Below are 25564 nucleotides of genomic sequence, written 5' to 3'. Positions count from 1 at the left end.
ACTACCCGGCGCCCGGCCGGGTCCGGGCGGTCAGGCCACCGCCGCCGCGCCCGCCAGCACCTTCAGCGCCTCCGCCGTCGCCGACCCCTCGTCGGCCGTGTACGTGCACAGCATCTGCCCGGGGTCCGCGGGCAGCACGAACGCCTCGAACCGCAGCACCAGCTCCCCCATCTCCGGATGGCGGAACCGCTTGACGCCCCGCGTCCGCTCCAGCACCGCCTGCGCCTCCCACCGCCGCCGGAACTCCTCGCTCCGCTCCAGCAGTTCATGGGTCACCCGGCACACCCGCGAACTGCCCGGGTGGCGCCCGACCTCCGCGCGCAGCCCGGCCACCGTGTCATCGGCGACCTCGTCCCAGTTCGGATGGATCTCCTTGAGCCGGGGGTCGAGGAAGACCAGCAGCGGGCCGTTGCGCCGCTCATCGGGGATCGCGGAGTAGTCGACGCAAATCCGGGTGCCGAGGGTGTTCCAGGCCAGGATGTCCATCGCCGGTCCGTAGACATAGGCCGGAACGGTGCCGTCCATCGCGTTCAGCAGCTGCTGGATCTCCGGCCGCACCCGGGGCCGCGGGTCGGGGTCGGGCTCACCGGCGCGCCGCCGGGGCAGCGTGATGTTGCGCAGATAGGTGTGCTCGGACGGGGTCAGCCGCAGCGCCCGCGCCAGTCCGTCGACCACCGAGTCCGAGACGGCCGGGGCCCGGCCCTGCTCGATACGGGTGTAGTAGTCGACGCTGATCCCGGCCCGCTGGGCGACCTCCTCACGGCGCAGCCCGCGCACCCGGCGCCGGGCGACCCCGTCCGGCAGCCCCAGCTCGGCCGGGTCGAGCGCGGCGCGGCGCGACGTGAGGAACCCCTTGATCTCCGGTTCGGATTGGCCCATTCGTTCATTATCCGCGCGCCGCCGGATTCCGGGCCGGAAAGGTGGTTCTGGCAGACCCAGGTTGAGCCGGGCCTGGTGAGGTCCCCGCCCGGAGCCGAGGCTGAAGGCGCAGGACGCCAGGGAAGCAAAGGCGAAGACACACGCAAAGGCCCGGGACACAAAGGCCCGGAACGCAAAGGCCCGGAAGGCAAAGGAAGGCAGCTGCCATGAAGCGCAGGATCCTGGGCGGGACCGGCATCTCGGTGAGCGAGTACGCCCTCGGCGCGATGATGTTCGGCGCCGTGGGCAACCCCGACCACGAGGACTCGGTACGGATCATCCACCGCGCCCTCGACGCGGGCATCAACGTCGTCGACACCGCCGACATCTACTCGGCGGGCGAGTCCGAGGAGATCGTCGGCAAGGCCCTCAAGGGCCGCCGCGACGACATCGTCCTCGCGACCAAGGCCCATTTCCCGATGGGCGACGACCCCAACCACGGCGGCAATTCACGGCGCTGGATCACCCATGAGGTGGAGAACAGCTTGCGCCGCCTGGACACGGATTACATCGACCTCTACCAGATCCACCGGCCGGACCCGACGACGGACGTCGACGAGACGCTGTCGGTCCTGTCCGACCTGGTCAGGGCGGGCAAGGTGCGCGCCGTCGGCTCCTCCACCTTCCCGGCCGAGCAGATCGTGGAGGCCCAGTGGGTCTCCGACCGGCGCGGCCACGTACGGTTCCGCAGCGAGCAGCCGCCGTACTCGATCCTGGCGCGCGGCGTGGAGGCGGCGGTGCTGCCGACCGCGCGGAAGTACGGGATGGGCGTGCTGAGCTGGGGTCCGCTCTCGGCGGGCTGGCTCACGGGCCGCTACACCAAGGCGTCCGACATCGATCTCTCCGGCGGCCGGGCGGCCGTGGAGAAGCACAAGTTCGACCCGTCGCTGCCGGACAACGCGCGCAAGCTGGAGGCGGTCGGCGCGCTGGCCGAGCTGGCCTCCGACGCCGGGCTCTCGCTGCCGCACATGGCCATCGCCTTCGTACGGGCGCATCCGGCCATCACCTCGGTGATCATCGGCCCGCGCACCATGGAGCAGTTGGAGGATCTGCTCGCCGGGTCCGAGGTGGAGCTGAGCGAGGACGTCCTGGACCGTATCGACGAGATCGTCCCGCCGGGCACCGACCTCAACCGGGCGGACAGCTACTACGTGCCGCCTGCGCTCGAGGACAAGAGCCTGCGCCGCCGCTGACGGTCAGCCACCCGTCAGCCGCTGACCAGATGCCGAGGGCGGTTCAGGACGGCCGCAGGGCGTGCAGCAGCGCGTCGATGAGGGTGCGGTCGTGGTCGTAGGTGAGGCGGCGGCGGGCCGCGTCCGGGGGCAGCCAGAGCAGACGGTCGACCTCGCGGTTGGGCACGAAGACCTCGTCGTGGTCGACCGCCTCCGCCGCCCAGTAGCGGACCTGTTTGGGGCGGCCCTTGGCGGTGTAGTGGAGGGTGGGCAGCACCGCCCCCGGGACGCAGCCCATACCGGTCTCCTCGGCGACCTCGCGCACCGCGCCGTGCAGCGCTTCCTCGCCGTGCTTCAGCTTGCCCTTGGGATGGGACCAGTCGTCGTAACGGGGGCGGTGGACGAGGGCGACCTCGAGCCCGCCGCCGCGCGGGGACCGCCGCCACAGCACACAGCCCGCCGCCAGGACCGTCCCGGTGTCCGTTCCGGTGTCCGTCCCGGTGTCCGTCCCGGCCAGCCCGTCATCACGGGAATTCCGCCGGTTCATCCGCCGTCTCTCCCTCCCTGGTGCTCCGCGTTCTGCCCCTCGGATCCGTCGTCCGGCGTCAGGAGGCTCTGGTGGCGGACAGGCGCCGCCAGATCCGGCCGAACGCGAAGCGGGCCGCCTCGACCTCATGCCGCTGATCGGCGTGGAGCACGCCCAGCGCGTACGCCGTCGCCGGGGCGATCCGGGGCGTACGGGCGGCCGCCGCCGCGGCGGCGGCCGCCTCGGCCGCGTCGCGGTGGCGCTCCAGCGCCTGCCCGGCGGCCAGCAGCCGCACCGACAGCGGCGGCTCGGCGTCCACGGGTCCGGAGCCGCCGGGCCCGGAACTCCCTGGCCCCGAACCGCCGGGCCCGGATCCGTTGGGCCCGCTCGCCCCGTCCGGCTGCTGCCACGCCTGGTCGAGCACCTCCAGCGCGTACCGCCGCAGCCGCAGCAGATGGCGCACCTGATGCCAGGGGGCGTCCTGACGCTCGCTGGCGGGCGGGGCGTCCGCCGCCGGGGTGGCCGCCAGGCCGTGGACCAGCGCCTCCGCGTTGTACGGATGCCCGGCGCGGACCAGCGGCAGCGCCTCCACCGCCTCGGCCAGCCGCCGGTTCGTCAGCTCGGCGAGCGGCGGCAGCACCTGCCCCGCGGGGCGGGCGGCGTTGGCCTCGTCGAGCGGGACGTCGGAGGCGAGCAGGGCGACGGTGTCGGCGACCGCGTGGAAGCGGGAGGAGCCGAGCGCCTCCAGGGCGGCGGTGTGGGACCGGGTCCGGGCCAGCGTGAGCTGGCGCTCCAGCAGCGCTCCGGCGCGGGCCGCGCCCACGGTCAGCGCCCCGCCGCGGGCCTCCTCCTCGGCGCCGGCCCGCTGATGGGTCGCGCCCGGCTGGCTGGACCGCTCGCCCTTCTCGCCCTTGGCGCCCCGGCCGCTCTTGTCGCCGCGCTCACCGCGCTCACCGCGTTCACCGCGCTCGCCACGGCGCCGTCCGGCCGCCCGGCCCTCGTCCCTCTCCCGGTCTCTGTCCCTGGCCGTCCCGGCCGCGCCCTCGGCGCCACCGCCCGCGTCGGCCGGACCGGGCCGCGCACCCTGCCCCCCGACAGGGTCCGCGGCCCCGCCTCCCGGCGCACCGGCGGCCAGGGAGACGCTGCGGCGGGAGGCACGGGTGGAGCGGATCGGGCCCGTTGTGCCGGAGGGACCGCCCGCGCCGTCGACCGCGACCGTGACCCCGCCGCGCGCGGTGCGCGCCGCGCTCGCGGCGTGCGCCGCGTTCACCGGCTGTGTGTCGGAGGAGCGCTCACCCGGGCTCGCGGCCTCGGCGGCCGTTCCCTCGCCCTGCGATGACCGGTCCGAGGGGACGCCCGCGCCCGAGAGCCGGTGCAGGGCGCCGCGCAGCCGGTCCAGCCGCTCCGCGTAGGCGTGCTCCCGCGCCAGCGTGCCGGACAGCCAGGCCAGCTCGGTCCGCAGTTCGTCGGACCAGGCCGTGTCGGTGATCGGGCGGTAGACGTAGAGCGCGCCGCTGATCCGCCGCGCGGCGCGGCGCAGCAGCCGGGCGGCCTCGGCCGCCTCCTGGACGTCGGAGCCGCTCTCGCGGTGCAGCCGCAGGCTGCGCAGGAAGTCCCCGGCCTGGGCGTGCAGATACGCCGACAGCACCTCCCCGGCCGTCGCCGCCTCCCACGAAGCCGCCGCCGGAGCCGCCGCGGAGGACGCCGAGGCCGCGGAGGACGCCGAAGCCGCCGAAGCCGCGGAGGGTGCCGCCGCGGCCTCCGCCGCCCGGTCCGTCACGCCGTCGGTCCCCCGGCGGGACGGGTCGGCGGCCGGGTCCGCGGCGTCCGTCATCCCGGCCGGCGGCAGGTCATGTCGTTGAACCACGCCGTCGCCTCCGGGCGTCGATGAGCATCTCCTGAACGTTCCGCAGCGGCTGGCCGTCCGCGTCCGTGGCATGCCGGGTCCACTCGCCGTCCGGGCCCAGGTGCCAGGAGGAGGTGGAGTCGGACATCCCGGTCTCCAGCAGCCGGTTGAGGGCGGCGCGGTGGCCGGGGTCGGTGACCCGCACCAGCGCCTCGATCCGGCGGTCGAGGTTGCGGTGCATCATGTCGGCGCTGCCGATCCACACCTCCGGCTCGCCGCCGTTCCCGAACGCGAACACGCGCGAATGCTCCAGGAACCGTCCGAGGACCGAGCGGACCCGGATGTGCTCCGAGAGCCCGGGGACGCCCGGCCGCAGCGCGCAGATGCCGCGCACCCACACATCCACCGGCACCCCGGCCTGCGAGGCCCGGTAGAGGGCGTCGACGACGGCCTCGTCGACCATCGAGTTGACCTTGATCTTGACGTAGGCCGGGCGCCCCGCCCGATGGTGGGTGATCTCCTTGTTGATCCGGGTGATCAGCCCGCCGCGCAGCGACTTGGGGGCGACCAGCAGCCGCCGGTAGTTCTCCCGCCGGGAGTAGCCGCTCAGCCGGTTGAAGAGGTCGGAGAGGTCCGCGCCGACCTGCGAGTTCGCCGTCAGCAACCCCAGGTCCTCGTACAGCCGGGCGGTCTTGGGGTGGTAGTTGCCGGTGCCCACGTGCGAGTAGCGGGTGAGGGTGTCGCCCTCCTGGCGGACCACCAGCGACAGCTTGCAGTGGGTCTTCAGGCCCAGCAGGCCGTAGACCACGTGGCAGCCGGCCTCCTCCAGCTTGCGCGCCCACTTGATGTTGGCGTGCTCGTCGAAGCGGGCCTTGATCTCGACCAGCACCAGCACCTGTTTGCCGGACTCGGCGGCGTCTATGAGCGCGTCGACGATCGGCGACTTGCCGGAGGTGCGGTACAGCGTCTGCTTGATCGCCAGCACGTCCGGATCGGCCGCCGCCTGCTCCAGGAACGCCTGCACGGAGGTGGAGAAGGAGTCGTACGGGTGGTGGAGCAGGACGTCCCGCTCGCGCAGTGCCGCGAAGATGTCCGGCGGGGAGGCGGACTCCACCTCGGCGAGGTCCCGGTGGGTGCCCGCCACGAACTTGGGGTACTTCAGCTCCGGCCGGTCCAGCGCGGCTATGCCGAAAAGGCCGGTGAGGTCGAGCGGTCCGGGCAGCGGGTAGACCTCGGCGTCCGAGACCTTCAGCTCGCGCACCAGCAGGTCCAGCACGTACGGGTCGATGGACTCCTCGACCTCCAGCCGCACCGGGGGCCCGAAGCGGCGGCGCAGCAGCTCCTTCTCCAGGGCCTGGAGGAGGTTCTCGGCGTCGTCCTCCTCGACCTCGAGGTCCTCGTTGCGGGTCACCCGGAACATGTGGTGCGCGAGCACCTCCATCCCCGGGAACAGCGCCTCCAGATGCGCCGCGATCACGTCCTCCAGCGGCACGTACCGCTGCGGCGACGCCTCCAGGAACCGGGAGAGCGACGGCGGGACCTTCACACGTGCGAAGTGATCATGCCCGCTCACGGGGTTGCGCACCACGACCGCGAGGTTGAGCGACAGCCCCGAGATGTACGGGAAGGGGTGTGCCGGGTCCACCGCGAGCGGCGTCAGCACGGGGAAGATCTGCTGCCGGAAGAGGGTGAAGAGGCGGGACTGCTCCTTCTCGGTGAGATCCGGCCAGCGGACCAGATGGATGCCCTCCTCCGCGAGCGCGGGGGCGACGTCCTGCTGGTAGCAGGCGGCGTGCCGGGCCATGAGCTCACGGGACCGGTTCCAGATCAGCTCCAGCACCTCGCGCGGCTGCAGCCCGGAGGCCGAGCGGGTGGCGACCCCGGTGGCGATGCGCCGCTTGAGGCCGGCGACCCGCACCATGAAGAACTCGTCCAGATTGCTGGCGAAGATCGCCAGGAAGTTGGCCCGCTCCAGCAGCGGGGTGGACGGGTCCTCGGCCAGCTCCAGCACCCGCTCGTTGAACGCGAGCCAGCTGCGCTCCCGATCCAGGAACCGCCCCTGCGGCAGCTCAGCGCCCTCCGTGCCGGGCCCGATGACCTCCTCGTACGAGTCCAGGTCGGCGTCGAGGTCGGGGTCGAGCGACCGCACCGGCGCGGCGACAGCATGCGGCCGGTGGGCCGCGATGGACCCGACCGAAGGCTGGGGGTGGGGCTGGGGCTGCGGGGAAACCGATGCCTGACCGCTTGTGTGGCTCATGAACTCATTGTTCCGCGCCGGAGGTGAATACGGCGTGGCGGAAGCGGGTGCGGAAACGGCACGGAGCCTCCGGTTCGACGAATTCGGCACAGCGGGCTGCATTCAGTGATGCTCGCAACCAAGGTTGAATCGCCGGTAACGGACACATGGCGCGTAGGAAATCGGGACCCATCCCCCAGGGGTCCCGCCCTCTTCACGCCCCCGGGGTCCCCTTCGCGCCCCCGGGCTCAGCTCCCGCTCAGGTCTCGGTCCGGTACATCAGATCCGTCTCATGGGTGACGAAGCCGAGCCGCTCGTAGACCGCGACCGCGGCGAAGTTGTCGGCGTCCACATAGAGCATCGCGGTCGGCATCCCCTGAGCCGCCAGATGCCGCAGCCCGATCGAGGTCAGCGCCTTGCCGAGGCCGCCACCCTGCGCGTCCGGCCGCACCCCCACGACATAGACCTCCCCCAGCCGCTCCTCGGCATGCACCTTCGTCCAGTGGAACCCGACGATCTCCCCGCCCCGCTCGGCCAGGAAGAACCCCTCCGGGTCGAACCACGGCTCACCCTTGCGGTCGTCCAGGTCACGCTGGGTGAGCGAGCCCTGCTCGGGGTGGTGGGCGAAGGCCGCCGCGTTCGCCGCCAGCCACGCGGCGTCGTCCTCACCCGGCCGGAAGGTCCGTACGGTCACGCCCTCCGGGAAGGTGGGCTCCGGCAGACCCAGCTCAGCGAGCGACCCCAGGGGCCGCCGCATCTGGCGCAGCTCCCGGAACAGGGTCAGCCCCAGCACCTGCGCGAGATGGCGCGCCGAGGCATGGCCCCCGTGCGCCCAGATCCGCAGCCGCTTGCCCGACTCCCTCAGCAGCCTCACCCCCAGCGCCCGGCCGTGCCCCTTGCCGCGGTGCCCCGGATGCACGACCAGCTCGGCGGCCGGCGCCTCCACCGGGTCGGTGTCCTCCAGCTGCGCGTACCCCACCAGCTCGCCGCTGGGCTCCCGCACCACCAGATGCCGCACCCCCTCCCGCCGCCCCCGCAGCTGCAGCCGCCCCTGCTCGGACACCGCCTGCTGCCCATCGGCCCGCGCGGACTCCGCGATCAGCCGCAGCACATCCTCCACCTCGGCCGCCGTCAACTCCTCCAGCACATCGAGCCGCCGGGCCCCGGATGTCTCGTTCACCACGTCATTCATAGGGCCGAGCCTACGGCGGCCCAATTGGCCAGCAAGCTGCTGGCCAATTTGTTACCGGCGAGTCACCCGGCTGCTCCATCCCCGTCGAGGATGTCGTCGGCGATACGCGAGAGATCCTCGGCGCTGGGCATCAGCTCCCGCACATGGGGCGGCAGCGCGGCATAGGTGCTCACGGCGAGCGGCGCGTTGTTGCTCCGCAGGGCGTACTCGATCGTCCCCTTGTCGCGGCTCTTCGCGATCAGGATCCCGAGGGTCGGATCGTCGCGCTCCTTGTCCCGGACCAGGTCGTCGACGACGGTGACGTAGAAGCCGAGCTGGCCGAGGTGGGCGGGGCGGGCCTTGTCGGTCTTCAGCTCGATGACGACGAAGCGGTGCAGCTTGTAGTGGTAGAAGAGCAGATCGATCCGGAACTCCTCGTCACCGACCTTGATGGGGTACTGACGCCCGACGAAGGCGAAGCCCACCCCGAGTTCGGTCAGGAATCGGACGAGCTGCTGCACCAGCGCGTCCTCAAGGTCGCGCTCCGCCACCTTGCCGGAGAGCCGAGTGAAGTCGACTCGGTACGGATCCCTGACAACCTCGTTGACGACATCGGAGTCCTCCGGGACCGTGGCGTGGAAGTTGTTGAGCGCGGCGCCCTGGGTGAGGTGCAGCTGGGCGTCGATCCAGTGGTCGAGCATGACGCGGGACCAGCCTTGCTGCACGGCCTGCTGGGCGTAGAAGTCCAGCTCAGGGCGAGTCTTGCAGCGGCCCATCAGCAGGGTGATGTGGCCCCAGGGCAATTGGGCAACAGCTTGTTGCCCAATTTGTTCGGGCCATGTTCGAGCCATCTGCTGCATGTACTTGAGATTCCGCGCACCGAAACTCCGCTGGTTCGGGAAGGCCGTACGCAACTCCGTCGCCACCCGCTCAAGGACCTTTGATCCCCACCTCTCCCGCTCTATCCGATCGAGGATCGTCCGGCCGATCTCCCAGTACATCTTGATCATCTCGGTGTTGACCTTGAGCTGAGCACGCACGCTCGCCTGCGTGACGATCGCCTTGAGGTCATCGACCAGTTCGAAGAAGCCCGGCGGGAGCTCGGACCCCTGTGCGGGGATGGGCGTCTGCTTCGCGAGTTCGTTCTGCATGATCCGCACGCTCACATAACGAACCACCACTCAAACCCCTCATCAGGACTTTTCCGCCGAACGGGCGAAGTCGTCCCGCACCGTTGACCACCGGCCATCAGCTCTTCACCTCACCCCCCTGCCCCGCTACGCGCGTTGACCGTAAGCTGCGCTCCACCATCCATCACGGGGCACACAAGGGGACGACATGCCAGCGAGACCTCAACGGCGCGGGGCGGGACGCCGGTTGGCCACGGGAGTCGCGGTGCTGGCCGCCGCGGCCGGGGTGCTGACCGCCGTGAGCCCGGCGGGTGCGGACACCGGCGCCACCGCCTCGGACCAGCACCGGCCCGGGCGCACCGTCGACGTGCAGCTGCTGTCCTTCAACGATCTGCACGGAAACCTGGAGCCCCCGCAGGGCTCCTCGGGCACCGTCACCGAGACCCAGGCGGACGGCACCACCAAGACCATTCCGGCGGGTGGCGCCGAATACCTCGCCACCTCCCTCCGTAACGCCCGTAAGGGCCACGAGTACTCGGTCACCGCCGCCGGCGGCGACATGATCGGCGCCAGCCCGCTGCTGTCCGGCCTCTTCCACGACGAGCCGACCATCGAGGCGCTCAACAAGCTGGACCTCGACGTCACCGCGGTCGGCAACCACGAGTTCGACGAGGGCCGGGCCGAGCTGAGCCGGATCCAGAACGGCGGCTGCCACCCCAAGGAGGGCTGCTACGAGAAGGGCAAGACCTTCCCGGGCGCCGACTTCCCCTACCTCGCCGCGAACGTGACCGACGAGAAGACCGGCAAGCCCATCCTCAAGCCCTACACCGTGTGGCAGCGCAACGGCGTGAAGATCGGCTTCATCGGGGTCACCCTCGAGGGCACCCCGGACATCGTCACCGCCGAGGGCGTCAAGGGCCTGAAGTTCCACGACGAGGTCGAGACGATCAACAAGTACGCCAAGGAGCTCCAGCGCAAGGGCGTGAAGTCGATCGTCGCGCTCATCCACGAGGGCGGGCTGCCCGCCTCCCCCTCGTACAACGACGACTGCGACAACGGCGGCGCGGGCAAGGGCATCTCCGGCCCCATCACCGACATCGCCAAGAACATCACGCCCCAGGTCGACGCCCTGGTCACCGGCCACACCCACCAGGCGTACACCTGCACCATCCCGGACCCGTCCGGCACCCCGCGCACGGTCACCTCCGCGGCCTCCTTCGGCCGCCTCTACACCGACACCACGCTCACCTACGACCGCCGCACCGGCGACATCGTGCGGACGAGCGTGAAGGGCGCCCACGCGGCGAACCACGTCGTGAACCGCGAGCAGCCCAAGGCCCCCGACATGACCTCGCTCATCGGGCGCTGGAACAAGCTGGCCGCCCCGATCGCCAACAAGCCGGTCGGCTACATCTCCGCCGACGTCAACGGCCGCGGCTCCACCGCCTACGAGACGCCCCTGGGCGACGTCATCGCCGACGGCCAGCTCGAAGGTCTCTCCCCGGCCGACAAGGGCGGCGCCCAGATCGCCTTCATGAATCCCGGCGGCATCCGCTCCGACCTCGCCTACAAGGCGTCGGGCAGCGAGGGGGACGGGGTCGTCACCTACGGCGAGGCGTTCACGGTCCAGCCGTTCACCAACATGATGAACGTGATCGACCTGACCGGCTCCCAGCTGATCACCGCACTCCAGCAGCAGGTCAGCGGCTCGAACGAGGCTTCCCCGAAGATCCTCCAGGTCTCCAAGGGCCTCACCTACACCCTGGATCTGACCAAGTCCGGCAAGGACCGGATCGTCACCGACTCGGTGAAGCTGAACGGTGAGGCGATCGACCCCGCCAAGACCTACCGCGTCGCGATGAACGAGTTCCTCGCGGGCGGCGGCGACGGCTTCCCCGCCTTCAAGGACGGCAAGAACAAGCTCGTCGGCGCCTCCGACCTGGACGCGTTCACGGCCTACCTGGGCGCGCACTCGTCGCAGTCCACGCCCCTGGACCCGCCGAAGGCGGACCGCATCACCGTCGTGAAGTAACCGCCCGACGCCCACCGATGGCCCGGCCGCCACAAGCGGCCGGGCCATCGTCGTGTCACCGCAGCGCTTCCTCGATCAGATCGGCGGCCCGCGCGGCGCCACCCTCCGCCCGGGCCTCGGCCTTCAGCCGCGCCGCCCGCCGTGCCACCTCCGGATCCGTGGTGAGTTCGATGAGCGCCGCCCGCAGCGCCCCGGCGGTGGCGTCCGCCGTGTCCAGACGACGGGCCACGCCCAGCTCCACGAGCCGGTCGGCGTTCATCGGCTGCTCGGCGCCCTGCGGTACGGCGATCATCGGCACCCCGCAGTACAGTCCCTCACTGCTGCCGCCCATCCCCGCATGGGTGATGAACGCGTCGGCCCGCTCCAGGATCGCCAGCTGCGGCACCCAGCTGTGCACCTCGACATTGGCCGGAATCTCCCCCAGCTCCCCCGGGTCGACGTACTTGCCGATCTGCAGCACCACATGCCATCCGGGCAGATCCCCGAAGGCCGCGACGCACTCGCGATAGAAGGCGGCCTGCCGGGTGTACGCCGAACCCAGCGAGACCAGCAGCACCTTCTCCGCCCCCGCGGGCCGTTCCCAGCCGCCCTGGCCGGCCCGGTCCCCGAGACACGGCCCGACGAACGTCACGACCTCGGTGTTCACCCGGTCGGCGTTCGGCTGCATCGCGCGGGGAATGAGCGCGACACAGCGCGGCGGCAGGCCGGAGAAGGCGTTCGGATCCGTGGTGGCGGCACCGGACTCCACGAGCCAGGTCGCGAACTTCTCCTGATACGCGTCCGCCCCGGGCAGACTCATGATCTGCGCCCCGACCTCGTCGTGGTAGCCCTCCCAGCCCACGATCGTCGGCGACAGCTGGACCAGCGGGCGCCCCTGCGTCTCGGCGAGCACCCGGGCGGGGTACGCGCCGATGTCGTACAGATACAGATCGGCCGGGTCGCGGTCGTACACGGCGCGCAGCTGCGGCAGGACGTGGACGGCGTCGTCCAGGAACACGGTCATCGCACCGATCGGATCCTCCGGCCAGTCGTTGTCGGCGACCGGCAGGGTGGAGCGGTACGGCACCAGCTGGGCCCCGGTCGACTTGATGACGTCCGCCATGCGGGGATCGTTGGCGTACGTCACCCGGTGCCCCCGGGCCACGACTTCGCGGATGATCTCGAGGCTGGGCAGGGTGTGGCTGATGGCGGGGATGCCGACCATGGCGATATGGGCACGGCGACGGGACAAGAGGAATCACTCGTTTCAGGTCTACGGCGAGATGGACACGACGGCCCGGCGCAGCGGCGGTGTCGCCGGTGCGCGGGGCGGAACGGCGTGTCAGCCGTAGATCTGAAGGAACGAATCCATGTGGGGACGGTACCCCGGTCGGCAACCGGTCCGCCTCCCGATTTTCCGGCCTCAGCAATCGGTAAGCGACGGCTCAGCGCGTCGGCCTAGGGTCGCGAACGCGACGGGCCGTCTGTTCTCCCTCCCTCTCCCGACGGACCGTCGCGCCTAACCTTCCTGGATGCGGTCGAAGTCCCCGGCCTTGGCCCCACGTATGAAGGCGCGCAGGACTGCGGGTGTGGTGGTCAGGACGACGTCGGGGTCGTCGCTCTCGCGCATTGCGATGACGCCGTTAGCGGCGGCGACGTTCACGCAGTTGGATGCGTCCGCGCTGTAGGAAGACTTACGCCACTGATACGTGGGCACGTTTCTCACCTTTCACATGCTGCGCATGATGCCGTGGATGAAGTCCCGCGACTGAGCCGGCTTGAGGGCGGTCGCCTCCATCCGTTCGAGGAGGGCTCGGTACTTGGCCAACTCAGCCACCGCGTCAATGAACTGACACCCGTGAGCTGAGTCGAGCTGTACCGTGTCGAGCTGCGGCACAGGGCCAGACACATAATCGAACGATTGCCCTGTCCCAGGGAAGGTCCCACCGCCACTGAACGGGATTACCCGAACATTGATGTTGTCCAGCTCGCCCATCGCGATGACGTGTTCGAGCTGTGCGCGGACCGTACGCACCCCGCCGAACTCCATCCGCAGGGCAGCCTCATGGATGATCGCGGTGTACGACACCGATCTGCCCTCATGGAGAATCGCCTGGCGCTTCATGCGGTGCGACAGCCGGTGCTCCACCTCGTAAGCCCTCAGCGGCGGAGCCGCTTCCCGCAACACTGCCCGGGCGTGATCGACGGTCTGCAACAGCGCGGGGATATGGATGACCACCGCGACGCGGATCTCCCGGGCATGGTGCTCCAGCTCCGCCAGATCGGCGAAACTGGCTGGTAGATGCTCCCGGCACTCGTCCCACCAGCCTCGTGTGCGCCCGCCTGTCATCTCCGCCATCGCGTCCACCAGATCGTCCTCCGCGCAGCTGTAGTTGCGTGCGAAGAGCCGCACACGATCCGCGCTCACCGGATATCGACCGGCCTCGATACTGCTCAGACGAGCCTGAATGATCCCGTGCCTCGCGGCGGCAGCGGTTGAGGACAAGCCCGCTCGTTCACGAAGCTTCCGCAGCTCCGCGCCAAGGCGGCGCTGCGTCAACGTCGGAGTACTACTCGGCGGCATCGGCTCTCCCTTGTCACCCACACGAAGTCATTTAGCAGCGCTGCTGCCGATTTCGTAGCAGGTCTACCACTCGCTGCTCTACGGTGTGGGCCGAACCCACTGAACTCCACCCGACCGAGGGAGACTCCATGGCCAACGTACCGCCGTCCTCTGAACCCTGGACGTACTCCCTCCGCCTCCCCAACGACCCACGAGCCGCACGCATCTCACGCGCCACCCTCCGGGCGGTCCTCGCCTCCCACGGCATGGCCGAGCTGACCGACACGGCGGAACTCCTGACCTGCGAGCTGGTCACCAATGCCGTCCGCCACTCCGACGGCCCGGCCCAACTCCGCATCCGCCACCTCTGCGAGAACCGCCTCCGCGTCAGCATCTGGGACACCAACCCCACCATCCCCGCGCCCTTCGACGCCCCGCCCAGCCCCCTCGACCGCTTCACCGCCCTCACCGAAGCCGCCGCCAACATGGACGCCACGTCCGGCCGTGGCCTGCTCATCGTCCGGCTGTGCGCCGACAACTGGGGCGGCTACCCCCTCGCCGACGACCTCTTCGGCATCAGCGGCAAGCTCCTCTGGTTCGAGCTCACCCCTCAGCAGAACGCCTACGAGATCGCAGCCTGACCGGCTTCCCCTCAGCCCTGACTCATGGGCACGACCCAACCACTCCGGCCGCGCTGAAGGCCCTGGCCCCTGCCATCGGAGCGGCCGACCCGCGGCTTGCCCGCTACTACTCGGAATTGCTGGACATCGGCTTGGGGGAGACCCCAGCGAGAGACATTTGGAGGAACGAGATGAGTGTGGGCACCTACTTCCCCGGCCGGGGAACCCTCATCGAGCAGACCTTCCTCAAGGGCCAGGCTCACGGGGAGGCAGCAGGGCTTGCCGAGGGAGTCCTGCGCATCCTCGAACATCGGGGGATCGCCGTCCGGTCCGAGACACGCCGCCGCATCAGCGAATGCACCTACCGCGACACCCTGCGGCACTGGCTCGACCGCGCTTTCACCGTCTCCCAGGCGGACGAGCTCCTGGACGAGCTCTTCGCGGTGGAGGAGCCGGACCGTTAGTCACCGCGCGAGGGCCCCGGGGCCGGACCGGAAGCCGTGCCACCGGGGCACGGTCGCCGACGCGGCGGGAGGGGGCGGGGTCGGAGGGGTGGTGTCCTGGACGCTCACGCATATTTGTGGCGCCAATCCCCGGCCCACCCCACGCCCCCGGGCACCGGCGCCGTAAATATGCGGTCCAGGGCGCCGCCCCGGAGGCCCCGCCCCCGGCACCCACCACCCAACCGACCGCGCACCCCACCGCGCACCCCAGCAACCACCGCCCACCGCACCGCGCCCCCGCCCCGTGCCACCGGCCGCCCCCGGAACCCACGCCGAACCCCCACCCATCCGGCACAGACCGTGCCTACCCTGGTGGCTTCTGAACGGCGAACAACAGTCACCGGGGGGACGGGGCCTCATGGATCCCGCAGACGCAGCCGCAGCCGCAGACGCAGCCGCACCCATAGCCACACTGGTCCAGGAACTCTTCGTCGCCGACGGACCGGTGGACCGACCCGTCCGCATCGCCTCCCTCGTCGCCTTCCAGGGCGACCACCGCACGCTCACCGAACGCGACCTGCCCCGGATCGCCTCCGCGCTCGTCGAAGACATCGCCGAAGAGACAGCCGATGAGATCAGCGATCAGTCGCGCCCCGCGCTCACCGACGCGCTCGCCCGCACCCTCCACTCCCTCGGCACCGTCGACCTGGACGACCTACGGGCCGTCCGCCTCGGCCCCGAAGCCTTCGCCCGCCACCTCGCCATCGCCGCCCCCGACGCCGACGAGGAACTGGACCCGGCGGACGCCCATACGCACGCCTCCCTGCGGGAGGCCGTCTGCGCGCACATCCTGCGCTTCCTCACCCTCCGCTCCCCCTTCGTCGCGGCCGCCGAGGACGCCGCGTTCGAGGAGCGCTACGCCCAGGACATCATCGCCGCCCACGACCACCTCACCATCTACGGCATCGATCTGGCCCACTCCCCCGACAGCTGGCCGCTGGACGCCGCCTATCTCAGCCTGGAGACCGAGACCGACGGCGGCGGCCCCAGCGCCCCCGCCGAGCAGGCCCTCGCCGGGCGCACCCGGGTGCTGCTGTGGGGCGTGGCGGGGTCGGGCAAGACCACGCTGGTGCAGCGGCTCGCGGTGTCCGTGGCGCGCGGCGACCTCCCGGCCCCGCTGGAGGGGCTGCGCGGACGGGTGCCGTTCGTGCTCCCGGTGCGCCGGTTCCGCCGCGCCGAGCCGAACCGCGACGGCTTCCCGGGACCGGGCGCTTCCCCGGAACCGGGCGCTTCCCCGGAACCGGGCGCCTTCCCGGAGCCGGACGCCTTCCTGTCCGCCGTCCGCTATCCGCACGCCGCCGCACAGCCCCCCGGCTGGGCCGAACGGGTGCTGTCGCACGGGCGCGGGCTGCTGCTCGTGGACGGCGTGGACGAGGCCCCGGAGGAGGAGCGCGAACGGCTCCGCGAAGCGCTCCGCGAGCTCCCCACCCGCTATCCGGGAAATGTCTGGCTGGTCACCTCGCGCCCCTCGGCCGTACGGGAGAACTGGCTCGCCTCGGAGCGCTTCACCGAGCTGAAACTCTCCCCGCTCAGCCGCGAGGGCGTCACCGCGTTCATCCGGCGCTGGCATGCGGCGGCCCGCCAGGACATCACCGACCGGGCCGATCTGGACCGGCTCAGCGGTTACGAGGAAACGCTGCTGGACGCCGTAAGGATTACCCGGGACCTCGGGCGGCTGGCCACCAATCCACTGATGTGCGGTCTGCTGTGCGCACTCCACCGGGACCGCCGCGGCTATCTGCCGCGCGGCCGGAAAGCCCTCTATGACGCGGCCCTTTCCATGCTCCTGGAACGGCGCGACCGCGAGCGCGCCATGCTGCCGCCGGATGGAATCGACCTCCCCCAGGAACCGAAGATCCAGCTGCTGCAGAAGCTGGCGCACTGGATGCTCGTCAACGGCCGGTCCGAAATGGACCGGGCCACCGCCCTCGAGACGCTCGGCCGGCACCTCCCCGCCATTCCGCACGCGGCGCTGCAGGGCGGGCCGGAGGAGATCTACCGCCATCTGCTCAACCGGACCGGTCTATTGCGCGAGCCCACACCCGGTTCGGTCGATTTCGTGCACCGAACGTTCCAGGACTATCTCAGCGCGAGAGCGGTCGTCGAACGGCACGATTTTGACTTCCTGATCGACCACGCACACCTGGACGACTGGGAAGAAGTGATCAGAATGTCCGTGGCTCTCGCCCGTCCCGATGAATGCGCCTACCTCCTCGAGGGGCTGCTGGCGGCCCGTAAAGACGCCCGCCCGGTCCATGCCCGCCATCGCAAACTCCTGGCGGCCGCATGTCTGGAACACGCGACGGAGCTGGACCCCGAGGTGCGTTCCCGGGTGCATCGCTATACCCGTGATCTGGTACGCCCGACCTCGCTGGAAGGGGCCCGAGCGCTGGGCTGGATCGGGCCTATCGTGCTGGAAATGCTGCCCGATCCCACGGGGGTATCCGATGAGGAAGCCCACCGGCTGGCCGTCACCGCCACCTCGATAGCCGACGACCGCGCGATCGACTATCTGGTCCGGCTGCGGGACCGCGCCTCCTGGGCGGTACGGGCGCAGCTCGCGGGCGCCTGGCGGCGATATGACACCGACCGTTACGCCGAGGAAATCATCGCCCATCTCGATGAGCGGGAACTCGACTTTCCGGTGTCGGACCTGGAGGAGCTGCGGGCGCTGCGCCGGCTCGGCGGCCGGCCCTGCGTCCAGGTGGCCGGGGCGTTGACCCCGGAGCAGCTGGCCGAGGGCCTGGTGGCCGAGCGGCTGACCGAGCTGTGGCTCGCGTACGACCTGGGCGCGGATCTGGACCTGAGCTGGCTGGCCGTCTTCCCGCGGCTGGAGATCCTGCGGCTGAGCCACCGCAACGCGGAGGTGACCGGCGTCCCGGAGGGCGTCCAGGTCATCGTGGCGGGCCCGTAAGGCGAGCGCCGGAGGGCCGCCGGAGGGAAGGATCGCCGTACCGGCCTCCTGGGACTTCAGAGGGCGTCACAGGGCCTCCCAGGGGCGCCTGCCCAGCCCCTGGGCAGCCGCGCCAGCGCAGCCCCTACGCAGCCCGCGCCTGCCCAGCCCTTAGGCAGCTGCGCCTGCCCAGCCCCTAGGCAGCCACGCCAGCGCAGCCCCTACGCAGCCCCCACACAAAAGGCAGCCCCCGCAGGCCCCACACAAAAGGGCCCCGCAGCCCCGCACAAAAGGGGGCCGCCCCGGACCGGGAAACGGTCCGGGGCGGCCCCAAGGCGATCGGCGAAGCTCAAGCTCCGCGTCACGCCTCCTTGCTCAGGTTCGGGCCCGCGCCACCGGCGGCGGACTCGATCGGCGGGGTGTCCGGCAGCGCCGACTTCTCCTCGCCGCGGAAGGTGAACTTCTTCTCCTCACCCTCGCCCTCGGTGTCCACGACCACGATGTGGCCCGGACGCAGCTCGCCGAAGAGGATCTTCTCCGAGAGCACGTCCTCGACCTCGCGCTGGATCGTCCGGCGCAGCGGCCGGGCGCCCAGGACCGGGTCGTAGCCCCGCTTGGCCAGCAGCTTCTTGGCGTCACCGCTGAGCTCGATGCCCATGTCGCGGTCCTTCAGCCGCTCGTCCACCTTGGCGATCATGAGGTCGACGATCTGGATGATGTCGTCCTCGGTGAGCTGGTGGAAGACCACGGTGTCATCGACACGGTTCAGGAACTCGGGGCGGAAGTGCTGCTTCAGCTCCTCGTTGACCTTGGCCTTCATCCGCTCGTAGCCGGTCTTCACATCGCCCTGGGCGGCGAAGCCCAGGTTGAAGCCCTTGGAGATGTCCCGGGTGCCGAGGTTGGTGGTCATGATGATCACCGTGTTCTTGAAGTCCACGACCCGGCCCTGGGAGTCGGTCAGCCGACCGTCCTCCAGGATCTGCAGCAGCGAGTTGAAGATGTCCGGGTGGGCCTTCTCGACCTCGTCGAAGAGGACCACGGAGAACGGCTTGCGGCGCACCTTCTCGGTGAGCTGGCCGCCCTCCTCGTAGCCCACGTATCCGGGCGGGGAGCCGAAGAGCCGCGAGACGGTGTGCTTCTCGCTGAACTCCGACATGTCGAGCGAGATCATCGCGTCCTCGTCGCCGAAGAGGAACTCGGCGAGGGTCTTGCTGAGCTCGGTCTTACCGACACCGGACGGGCCCGCGAAGATGAACGAGCCACCGGGGCGCTTGGGGTCCTTGAGGCCCGCACGCGTGCGCCGGATGGCCTGGGAGAGCGCCTTGATGGCGTCCTTCTGGCCGATGACGCGCTTGTGCAGCTCGTCCTCCATGCGCAGCAGCCGGGAGGACTCCTCCTCGGTGAGCTTGAAGACCGGGATGCCGGTGGCCGTGGCCAGGACCTCGGCGATCAGCTCCTCGTCGACCTCGGCGACGACGTCCATGTCGCCGGCCTTCCACTCCTTCTCCCGCTTCGCCTTGGCGGCCAGGAGCTGCTTCTCCTTGTCGCGCAGGCCCGCGGCCATCTCGAAGTCCTGCGAGTCGATCGCGGACTCCTTCTCCCGGCGCACATCGGCGATCTTCTCGTCGAATTCGCGCAGGTCCGGCGGTGCGGTCATCCGGCGGATCCGCATCCGGGAACCGGCCTCGTCGATCAGGTCGATCGCCTTGTCCGGTAGGAAGCGGTCCGAGATGTAGCGGTCGGCCAGGGTGGCGGCCGCGACCAGGGCCGAGTCCGTGATCGAGACGCGGTGGTGCGCCTCGTAGCGGTCCCGCAGGCCCTTGAGGATCTCGATGGTGTGCGGCAGCGACGGCTCGGCGACCTGGATGGGCTGGAAGCGGCGCTCCAGGGCCGCGTCCTTCTCCAGGTACTTGCGGTACTCGTCGAGCGTGGTCGCGCCGATGGTCTGGAGCTCGCCCCGCGCCAGCATCGGCTTCAGGATGCTCGCGGCGTCGATCGCGCCCTCGGCGGCACCCGCACCCACCAGGGTGTGGAGCTCGTCGATGAACAGGATGATGTCGCCGCGGGTGCGGATCTCCTTGAGCACCTTCTTCAGGCGCTCCTCGAAGTCACCGCGGTAGCGGGAGCCGGCGACCAGGGCGCCCAGGTCCAGGGTGTAGAGGTGCTTGTCCTTGAGGGTCTCGGGCACCTCGCCCTTGACGATGGCCTGGGCCAGTCCCTCGACGACCGCCGTCTTGCCGACGCCGGGCTCGCCGATGAGGACCGGGTTGTTCTTGGTGCGGCGCGAGAGCACCTGCATGACCCGCTCGATCTCCTTCTCGCGCCCGATGACCGGGTCGAGCTTGGATTCGCGGGCGGCCTGGGTGAGATTGCGGCCGAACTGGTCCAGGACGAGCGAGGTGGAGGGAGTGCCCTCCGCCGGGCCGCCGGCGGTGGCGGCCTCCTTGCCCTGGTAGCCGGAGAGCAGCTGGATGACCTGCTGCCGGACCCGGTTCAGATCGGCGCCCAGCTTCACGAGGACCTGGGCGGCGACGCCCTCGCCCTCGCGGATCAGGCCGAGCAGGATGTGCTCCGTACCGATGTAGTTGTGGCCGAGCTGAAGGGCCTCGCGGAGCGACAGCTCCAGGACCTTCTTGGCACGGGGGGTGAAGGGGATGTGCCCGGACGGGGCCTGCTGCCCCTGCCCGATGATCTCCTCCACCTGCTGGCGGACCGCCTCGAGCGAAATCCCGAGGCTCTCCAGGGCCTTAGCGGCGACACCCTCACCCTCGTGGATCAGGCCCAGGAGGATGTGTTCGGTGCCGATGTAGTTGTGGTTGAGCATCCGGGCCTCTTCCTGAGCCAGGACGACAACCCGCCGCGCGCGGTCGGTGAACCTCTCGAACATCGTTAATCGCTCCTCAGAGCGGTCAGAAAGATCGGGGACGATCCCCTCCCTGTCCTTCCGCATGCTAGTCCCGCAACCCGGGACAGCTCATTCCAACTGCCGACAACCGTCCGGATCACCCCCGCTCGCACGGGGCAAAAAGCTACTTGCCTCCTGCCCGAACAGCCGACAACTGCTTCAACCCGATGGTGCGAGACGATGTTCCCGCAGGCCAGGCATCTACGCCCACCGCCAGTACGCCGATGGCGAACGCCGCTTCCTCCTGACATGCGGACCGCCCCTCCCCACTAGGGATGTCTTACCCGCAAGCACAGATACTCCATGCCGTGAGGGCCGGTTCCATCCGCTACGGGCGAACAACCTTGCGCCCGTTCACCGGCCCTGCGGGGGCCCTTTTGGGTACGGAGCGCACACGGATCGATACGGAGCGTCATCGCGTACGGAGATCGTCGCGTCCGAACGTCACCGCCCGCGTAACCAAGCGGGCGGGCCGGGAGTTCTGCTGGGCATGATCCTCAGGGCCCACGGCGCGGAGCCGTCCGCACCGGCCGCCCGGTCACGCTGGTACGAGCGGGAGCTGGGCTGGCCGACGGCCGGCAGCGATCCCGTCGAATTGCTCACGGGGGTGGCCTTCGACGTCATCGAACTGCCGGCCGTGGCCGGTTTCGCGATGCTGCGGCGCGTACCGCGGACCGGTCCGGTCGCGGTGGAGGGCGCCTGGATGCGGCTCCTGGTGGCCGCTGGTAGCGCGGACGAGCTTCCGGGGCTGCTCGACTGGCTGGAGTGGGGCGGTGTGGCCCTGGACCTGGGCGCGATCGGCGCCGGAGGCCGGATCACCGCGCCATGCCCCGCCCGCTCCTGGCCACCGTCCCTGGGCGCCGGGACGCCCGGTGAGCGGTGCCCGCAGGAGGCCGCCGTATGGCTGCGACCTCCCGACGCGAAGGGCGGGGTGGAGCCGACGCTGCCGAGGGCAGGCTTCGGGGGCGATGGGGGCGCCCCCGATCTCGTGCGGCTCGTGAGCGCGGCGGCCACGGAGTGCCACCGAGCCCGGTTGGTGCGCGCCCTGCCGCTGCCCAGGCAGCGGCGAGCCGGGGAAGGGTGACGCGCTCAGCCGTTGGCCTTCTCGTACGCCTCACGGACGGTCGCCGGAACACGGCCGCGGTCGTTGACCTCGTAGCCGTTCTCCTTCGCCCAGGCGCGGATCTTCGCGGTGTCCTGACCGCCGCCACCCGCCGCCGCGCGCGCCTTGCCCCGGCCGCCGGAGGCCCGGCCACCGGTGCGCCGGCCGCCCTTGGTGTACGGCTCCAGGGCGTCACGGAGCTTGTCCGCGTTGGCAGTGGTGAGGTCGATCTCGTAGCTCTTGCCGTCCAGAGCGAACGTCACGGTCTCGTCCGCCTCGCCGCCGTCGAGGTCGTCGACAAGAAGGACCTGAACCTTCTGTGCCATGGGGTTCCTTTCAGGGAAAACCGGGGGGCTCGGGGGCGCGGCGTTAGCCGCTGATGACTCACCCCCCAGGTAATTACACTACGAGAGAATAGGAAACCGCTTTTCCCGGAAAAACACAAACCCCCCGGGAAGGTTCGAGCGATCGGCCAAGCGGGAAGCCTCGTGGAAGGCGATGTTCCGGAGCTATGTGATAGGGGAGCGATTCGGACATAGGGCCCGCGATCACAGTTGCAGAAGCATCCGGCTGTTGCCAAGGGTGTTCGGCTTCACCCGTTCGAGACCAAGGAACTCGGCGACGCCCTCGTCATAGGAACGCAGGAGCTCGCTGTACACATCGCCGTCGACCGGCGTCTCGCCGATCTCCACGAAGCCGTGCTTGGTGAAGAAGTCGACTTCGAAGGTGAGGCAGAAAATGCGCCGCACGCCCAGCCAGCGCGCGGTCTGCAGCAGCTTGTCAAGCACCAGATGCCCTACACCGGTGCCCTTGAGAGTCCGATCGACGGCGAGAGTGCGGACCTCCGCGAGGTCTTCCCACATGACGTGCAGCGCTCCGCAGCCAATGACCTCAGCGTCCTCGTCGCGCTCGGCGACCCAGAACTCCTGGATGTCCTCGTAAAGCGTCACGGTGGCTTTGTCGAGCAGGATGCGATCGTCCACGTACGAGTCGATGAGGCGACGCACCGCCCGAACATCGCTGGTCCGGGCACGGCGGACGGTGACTACTTTTGATAGTGGGGAGGACATGAGCGGACGCTATCGCCCCGGGTCATCGCCCCGACTCACCGGGGCTCTCCCCCGGCTCCCCCAGTTGTGCGACGCGCATGGCATCCCGTAGTGCGTCGCGCTGCTCTTCGGACATCATCCCGAAGAACGCGACGAGTGCCGCCGCCGGGTTGTCACTGGTCGACCACGCTTCGTTCATCAGTGCGGCCGAGTAGGCGGCGCGCGTGGAGACCGCGGCATATCGATAGGCGCGGCCTTCCACCTCACGGCGCAGCCAGCCCTTGTGATGCAGGTTGTCCATTACGGTCATGACCGTGGTGTAGGCGATCGAGCGTTCCCGCTGAAGGTCTTCCAGGACTTCCCGGACCGTGACCGGGCGGTTCCACTTCCACACCCGCGTCATGACCGCGTCTTCGAGATCTCCCAATGGCCGAGGCACACCGAGAATAATAGTGGGAGATGTCTCGAATGTCCGGAGGGTGGGGATCGAAAAGCCACACGCCCCGGGACGCGACGCGTCCGCGGGGCGTGGTCCGGCGTGATCGATCCGCTCAGGAGGTCTCGCGCTCCGGCGCCGGGCGCTCGGCCTCGGCGCGGGCCGCCAGCGCGGCATCCACCGCGGCGTCCTCCTTGGACTTGTTGGCGCCGCCCTGGCTCTTCACCATCGTCACGATGAGCGCGGTGAAGGCCACGGCCATCACGACGGGCGGGACCAGCGCGGAGACGTAATCCATGGCTCTCGGCCTCCTTGTTGCTCGAGACCACCAGATTACGCGGCGCGCCGCGGCCGCCCGGAGCCGGGCACCGGAGCCGGGCACCGGTCCCGGGCGGGGCGCCATGGGGGGCGGCCGGGTCAGGCGGAGCGGGCCCCGGCGCCGGGCGCGAGCCCTCCGGCACCGGTCCCGGACGGGGCGGGGCACCCCCGAAGGCAGCCCGTCAGGCGGAGCGGGCCCCGGCGCCGGGCGCGAGCCTCGACTCGTGCTCCGGGGGCGGCGAGGGGCGGCGGCGCTTGGGTGGGAAGACCTCCGCCGGCGTGGGCACCGGGCGCCCCGGGCGCGGCGCCCGGCGGCCCGGCTCCCTCCGCTTCGGCTCCTCGCGGTCGCCATGCTCCGGCGGCGTGGGCTTCTTATGGGGCTCACGCTTGGGCTCGTCGGCCTTCTGCACGGCCTCCCGCGCGGTCTCGGGCCCCCTCCGGGCGGCCCCCCGCGCGGCCGTCCCGGAGCCCGCCGAGACCCCGCCGGGCAGGGCGCGCAGCCGGGGCGCCACGGGGCGCGTACGGGGCTCCACGACGGCGCCGGCGCGCTCCGCGAGCCGGGCGCGTACGCCCCGCTCGGCGAGGTATTCACACTGGCTCAGCAGCGCGCGCCGGCGCGTGGCCTCATCGCCCCCGGCGGCCGACCCGCACAGCGCGCGGAGCGCGGCCAGATCCTCGGCCAGCGGCTCGTAACCGGCCGCCAGGGCGCCCTGGAGCTGCTCGAGATAGCCGACGGCGGCGCCGGGCAGGGCGGCGCGGTAGCGGGCGAGCTCGTCGAGCAGGAACGCTCGCAGCCGCCCGCCCTCGCGGACCGCTTCGTCCACGGCCTCGGCGAGCCGGAGACAGTCCTGGACCTCCTCCGCCCGGTCCGGGCCGAGGGGGCCGGCGGAGGGGGTGACGGGGTCGGGTTGGAGGGCGATGGCGAGGGCGCGTCGGAGCACACGCAGCTCATCCGCACTGAACGCCATTCCGCCGCGGGATCCATATGGCGTGGGCATGGGGCGACTTTAAGTGCTAAGCGGACAAATTTCGCTGAGCGCCGGACGGTGCGGCGCGTTGCGGACGCCGAGCGGCCATACGGGGGAAGCGCCGGACGGGACCGCGCCGAGGCGGTCCCGTCCGGACCCGGCACCCGGGGGCGGACCGTCGCATCCGGGTGCCGGTGCACATGGTCGACGGCCGTTCCGCTTGTCAATACGGAATTCGATGTGCCGTCTTTCCCTCGACCGCCCCTTGACCCATTGGCGAAGAGCGATCAGTTGCGCATGACGAATCCCGAGTGCGGGAATTCGTTTCGGAATGCCGTCAATGCGGTCGAGCGCCCGGGTGAAGAGCAGGTGAAGAGCCGATCGCCGGTGCTCAGCCGCGCGAGACGTTCCGTTCGTAGACCAGTCTGAGGCCGATCAGGGTCAACCAGGGCTCATGCTCATCGATCACTGAGGATTCTCCTAGCACCATGGGCGCCAGCCCGCCGGTGGCGATCACGGTGACGTCCTCCGGGTCCTGGGCGAGCTCGCGCGCCATACGGCGGACGATTCCGTCCACCTGGCCCGCGAAGCCGTAGAGGATGCCGGACTGCATGGCCTCCACCGTGTTCTTCCCGATCACGCTGCGTGGGCGGGCCAGTTCGATCTTGCGCAATTGCGCCCCGCGTACGCCCAGCGCCTCGACCGAGATCTCGATGCCCGGCGCGATCACCCCACCCACGTACTCCCCGCGCGCGCTGACCGCGTCGAAGGTCGTCGCGGTGCCGAAGTCGACCACCACGCACGGACCCTCGTAGAGCTCCACGGCGGCCAGCGCGTTGATGATCCGGTCGGCGCCGACCTCCTTGGGGTTGTCCACCAGGATCGGGACACCGGTCTTCACGCCGGGCTCGACCAGGACGGACGGCACATCGCCGTAGTAGCGGCGGGTCACCTCGCGCAGCTCGTGGAGGACGGAGGGGACGGTGGAGCAGATGGAGATGCCCGCGATGCCGTCGCCCAGCTCCTCGCCGAGCAGCGGATGCATGCCCATCAGGCCCTGGAGGAGGACGGCGAGTTCATCGGCGGTGCGGCGGGCGTCGGTGGAGATCCGCCAGTGCTCGACGATCTCGTCGCCGTCGAAGAGGCCGAGCACGGTATGGGTGTTGCCGACGTCGATGGTCAGGAGCATGGGCGGCA

22 protein-coding genes are annotated in these 25564 nt (G+C 70.5%); 6 read left to right on the top strand and 16 right to left on the bottom strand.

The genetic code is table 11. From position 1 onward, the window contains the following. Positions 1–30: 30 nt before the first annotated feature. Positions 31–879, bottom strand: a complete 849-nt coding sequence (locus IEJ02_RS10300) for a helix-turn-helix transcriptional regulator (RefSeq protein ID WP_191064460.1) — start codon at positions 877–879, stop codon at positions 31–33. Between the two features lie 206 nt (positions 880–1085). Here IEJ02_RS10300 and IEJ02_RS10295 point away from each other — a divergent pair, with 206 nt between their 5' ends. Continuing rightward, positions 1086–2111, top strand: a complete 1026-nt coding sequence (locus IEJ02_RS10295; RefSeq protein WP_191064459.1) for an aldo/keto reductase — start codon at positions 1086–1088, stop codon at positions 2109–2111. Positions 2112–2154: 43 nt separating this feature from the next. On the opposite strand, the gene IEJ02_RS10290 is transcribed toward IEJ02_RS10295, so the two are convergent. The 5 genes from IEJ02_RS10290 to IEJ02_RS10265 all read right to left on the bottom strand — a co-directional run bounded on the left by IEJ02_RS10290 (position 2155) and on the right by IEJ02_RS10265 (position 9020). Beyond that, positions 2155–2637 (bottom strand): NUDIX hydrolase, encoded by a 483-nt coding sequence (locus IEJ02_RS10290; RefSeq protein WP_223863645.1) that lies wholly within the window; start codon positions 2635–2637, stop codon positions 2155–2157. A 58-nt stretch (positions 2638–2695) separates the two neighbouring features. Next, positions 2696–3787, bottom strand: a complete 1092-nt coding sequence (locus tag IEJ02_RS51060; protein WP_370467017.1) for a CHAD domain-containing protein — start codon at positions 3785–3787, stop codon at positions 2696–2698. A gap of 679 nt (positions 3788–4466) precedes the next feature. After that, entirely contained in the window at positions 4467–6719 is a 2253-nt protein-coding gene (locus IEJ02_RS10275; RefSeq protein ID WP_191064458.1) for an RNA degradosome polyphosphate kinase, read from the bottom strand. A gap of 238 nt (positions 6720–6957) precedes the next feature. Further along, entirely contained in the window at positions 6958–7890 is a 933-nt protein-coding gene (gene mshD, locus IEJ02_RS10270) for a mycothiol synthase (RefSeq protein WP_191064457.1), read from the bottom strand. Between the two features lie 62 nt (positions 7891–7952). Next, the gene (locus tag IEJ02_RS10265; RefSeq protein WP_191064456.1) at positions 7953–9020 is read right to left on the bottom strand and encodes a PDDEXK nuclease domain-containing protein; all 1068 of its coding nucleotides are present in this window, start codon (positions 9018–9020) and stop codon (positions 7953–7955) included. A 187-nt stretch (positions 9021–9207) separates the two neighbouring features. Here IEJ02_RS10265 and IEJ02_RS10260 point away from each other — a divergent pair, with 187 nt between their 5' ends. Beyond that, the gene (locus IEJ02_RS10260) at positions 9208–11031 is read left to right on the top strand and encodes a bifunctional metallophosphatase/5'-nucleotidase (RefSeq protein ID WP_191064455.1); all 1824 of its coding nucleotides are present in this window, start codon (positions 9208–9210) and stop codon (positions 11029–11031) included. 55 nt (positions 11032–11086) lie between these two features. Here the strand turns inward: IEJ02_RS10260 and IEJ02_RS10255 are convergent, their stop codons facing one another. The 3 genes from IEJ02_RS10255 to IEJ02_RS10245 form a co-directional block, all read right to left on the bottom strand. Beyond that, positions 11087–12235, bottom strand: coding sequence for a macrolide family glycosyltransferase (locus IEJ02_RS10255; RefSeq protein WP_191064491.1), 1149 nt, complete (start codon positions 12233–12235; stop codon positions 11087–11089). A 294-nt stretch (positions 12236–12529) separates the two neighbouring features. Beyond that, on the bottom strand, positions 12530–12727 hold the full coding sequence (locus tag IEJ02_RS10250) for a DUF397 domain-containing protein (RefSeq protein WP_191064454.1): 198 nt from the start codon (positions 12725–12727) through the stop codon (positions 12530–12532). 12 nt (positions 12728–12739) lie between these two features. Continuing rightward, entirely contained in the window at positions 12740–13594 is an 855-nt protein-coding gene (locus tag IEJ02_RS10245) for a helix-turn-helix domain-containing protein (RefSeq protein WP_191064490.1), read from the bottom strand. A gap of 128 nt (positions 13595–13722) precedes the next feature. Here IEJ02_RS10245 and IEJ02_RS10240 point away from each other — a divergent pair, with 128 nt between their 5' ends. From IEJ02_RS10240 to IEJ02_RS10230, 3 genes are all read left to right on the top strand, one after another. After that, entirely contained in the window at positions 13723–14214 is a 492-nt protein-coding gene (locus IEJ02_RS10240) for an ATP-binding protein (RefSeq protein WP_191064453.1), read from the top strand. 170 nt (positions 14215–14384) lie between these two features. Then, positions 14385–14657, top strand: a complete 273-nt coding sequence (locus IEJ02_RS10235) for a hypothetical protein (RefSeq protein ID WP_191064452.1) — start codon at positions 14385–14387, stop codon at positions 14655–14657. 397 nt (positions 14658–15054) lie between these two features. After that, on the top strand, positions 15055–17610 hold the full coding sequence (locus IEJ02_RS10230; RefSeq protein ID WP_191064451.1) for an NACHT domain-containing protein: 2556 nt from the start codon (positions 15055–15057) through the stop codon (positions 17608–17610). A gap of 340 nt (positions 17611–17950) precedes the next feature. Here IEJ02_RS10230 and IEJ02_RS10225 read toward each other — a convergent pair whose 3' ends face one another. Then, a complete protein-coding gene (locus IEJ02_RS10225; protein WP_137978521.1) occupies positions 17951–20476 on the bottom strand; it encodes an ATP-dependent Clp protease ATP-binding subunit in 2526 nt (841 codons plus the stop codon). A 508-nt stretch (positions 20477–20984) separates the two neighbouring features. Between IEJ02_RS10225 and IEJ02_RS10220 the strand changes: the two genes are divergently transcribed. Next, positions 20985–21578, top strand: coding sequence for an SCO3374 family protein (locus IEJ02_RS10220; RefSeq protein ID WP_191064450.1), 594 nt, complete (start codon positions 20985–20987; stop codon positions 21576–21578). 5 nt (positions 21579–21583) lie between these two features. Here the strand turns inward: IEJ02_RS10220 and IEJ02_RS10215 are convergent, their stop codons facing one another. The 6 genes from IEJ02_RS10215 to IEJ02_RS10190 form a co-directional block, all read right to left on the bottom strand. After that, positions 21584–21922: a histone-like nucleoid-structuring protein Lsr2 gene (locus IEJ02_RS10215; RefSeq protein WP_137978524.1), complete on the bottom strand. Its 339-nt coding sequence runs from the start codon at positions 21920–21922 to the stop codon at positions 21584–21586. A gap of 222 nt (positions 21923–22144) precedes the next feature. Then, a complete protein-coding gene (locus tag IEJ02_RS10210) occupies positions 22145–22666 on the bottom strand; it encodes an amino-acid N-acetyltransferase (RefSeq protein WP_191064449.1) in 522 nt (173 codons plus the stop codon). A 22-nt stretch (positions 22667–22688) separates the two neighbouring features. Further along, positions 22689–23084: a BlaI/MecI/CopY family transcriptional regulator gene (locus IEJ02_RS10205; protein WP_075200364.1), complete on the bottom strand. Its 396-nt coding sequence runs from the start codon at positions 23082–23084 to the stop codon at positions 22689–22691. Positions 23085–23196: 112 nt separating this feature from the next. Beyond that, positions 23197–23379, bottom strand: a complete 183-nt coding sequence (locus IEJ02_RS10200; RefSeq protein WP_044573347.1) for a hypothetical protein — start codon at positions 23377–23379, stop codon at positions 23197–23199. Positions 23380–23581: 202 nt separating this feature from the next. Next, a complete protein-coding gene (locus IEJ02_RS10195; protein ID WP_191064448.1) occupies positions 23582–24397 on the bottom strand; it encodes a hypothetical protein in 816 nt (271 codons plus the stop codon). 361 nt (positions 24398–24758) lie between these two features. Then, positions 24759–25556 (bottom strand): type III pantothenate kinase, encoded by a 798-nt coding sequence (locus tag IEJ02_RS10190; protein ID WP_020870373.1) that lies wholly within the window; start codon positions 25554–25556, stop codon positions 24759–24761. Positions 25557–25564 lie beyond the last annotated feature (8 nt).

Origin of the sequence: Streptomyces sp. 5-10 (genome assembly GCF_014712245.1) — a bacterium.
GTDB classification, from domain to species: Bacteria; Actinomycetota; Actinomycetes; order Streptomycetales; family Streptomycetaceae; genus Streptomyces; species Streptomyces violaceusniger.
The sequence above is the reverse complement of the archived record's forward strand: the minus strand, read 5'-3'. Positions and strand labels throughout refer to the sequence as shown.